The following is a 1,330-nucleotide window of genomic DNA, read 5'->3' on the forward strand; positions in this document are numbered from 1 at the left end:
GGTCATCAAGGCGACCCCCATCAAGGAACTGGTCGACACGACGGGCGCCGGCGATCTCTATGCCGCCGGCTTCCTGCATGGCTACACGCAAGGCCGCGACCTGCAGACTTGCGGCGATCTTGGCTCACTGTCGGCCGGATTGGTGATCCAGCAGATCGGCCCCAGGCCACGGCAGAATCTGCGCCGCGAGGCTGAGCAGGCGGGGTTGCTGTAGAGAAAGCTCTTCCCTTCTCCCCCTGTGGGAGAAGGTGTCGCCGAAGGCGACGGATGAGGGGTGCTCCAGCTTGGCACTGACGGTACTCCGTCCAACACCCCTCAACCGTCTTGGCGCTGCGCGCCAATCCACCTTCTCCCATAGGGGGAGAAGGGAAGGCCGCCTCCGCTTCTCACCGTCGCGCGGCTGTCACACATCGCACCTACACGCAATCTGGCGCCCCGCGACTGACCTTTCGGGGCGCCAACAGCCAGTTGGGGTGTCAAGAAATGCAAGACAGCGAGCTGTCGGGCCGCAGCATCTGTTGCCGTCGCGATTTCCGCTTTCCGCTCTAGAGATTCAACAGCCGGCCGCAGCTGTGGGAGGAGAGCGCGGCCCAGAAGACAGATGTATGAACAGATTTCAGCTCCAGGGCCTCAAGCAGGACGACTTCGCCGAGATGGTCGCCGAAGACGTCGAACGCGCGCTTGCCCGCTATGACGAGACTATCAACAAGCCCACCATGGTCTCGGTCGGCAAAATCGCCGGCAGCATAGCGTCCGCCGTCACCTTGCTGTCACCGAAGCACCAGCGCGCTATCGACGCCATCCATGCCGACCTGCCCGGCCTGGCCTCGAAATTCGTGCGCGCGCTGGCGGCGGAAGCCGCGCGCCGCAGCGAAGCCGGTATAGCCGGCGTGATCAATCCGCCGACGACCCCGTTGGCCGATGTCGAGCCTCCTTCGCTGCCAAAATCCGACGATCTCGAATCGATGCTGATCGAGGACTGGGCGGGCCGCGTCGCCGGCTCGACCTATCTGGAAGAGAATTTGCGTATCGCCCGCTCGACCCTGCACCGCTGGCAGCGGCGGGGCGAGGTCATCGCCTTGCGCAAGGGCGGCCGCAAACATGTCTTCCCGCTGGCGCAGTTCGTCGACGGCCGGCCGGTAGCGGGCATTCGCGACGTGCTGTCGCTGATCAGCAATCCCAGACTGGCGTGGCTGTGGCTGACTCGCCCCTCGGCGCAGCTCGACGGCCGCGTCCCGATCGACTTGCTGCGGCAGGATCAGGTGGACGAGGTCGTCGAGGCCGCGCGCGTGTTCGCGCCGGGCTGAACGCCTCCCGGACTCACCGCTAA

2 protein-coding genes are annotated in these 1,330 nt (G+C 65.3%); both read left to right on the forward strand.

The window, feature by feature from the left end; genetic code table 11:
• Window positions 1–214 (forward strand): PfkB family carbohydrate kinase (locus EN749_RS35850; RefSeq protein ID WP_245491586.1); only part of this gene is annotated, 214 nt, incomplete at its 5' end.
• 391 nt (window positions 215–605) lie between these two features.
• Complete coding sequence (locus tag EN749_RS35855; RefSeq protein ID WP_127395288.1) at window positions 606–1,307, forward strand: antitoxin Xre/MbcA/ParS toxin-binding domain-containing protein; 702 nt, start codon at window positions 606–608, stop codon at window positions 1,305–1,307.
• Window positions 1,308–1,330: the final 23 nt, after the last annotated feature.

Origin of the sequence: Mesorhizobium sp. M7A.F.Ca.ET.027.02.1.1 (assembly GCF_004022985.1) — a bacterium.
Classification (GTDB): domain Bacteria; phylum Pseudomonadota; class Alphaproteobacteria; order Rhizobiales; family Rhizobiaceae; genus Mesorhizobium.

Excerpts from the sequence above, each read along its gene's own strand:
- EN749_RS35855 (WP_127395288.1), top strand. The coding sequence starts at position 606 with ATGAACAGATTTCAGCTCCAGGGCCTCAAGCAGGACGACTTCGCCGAG.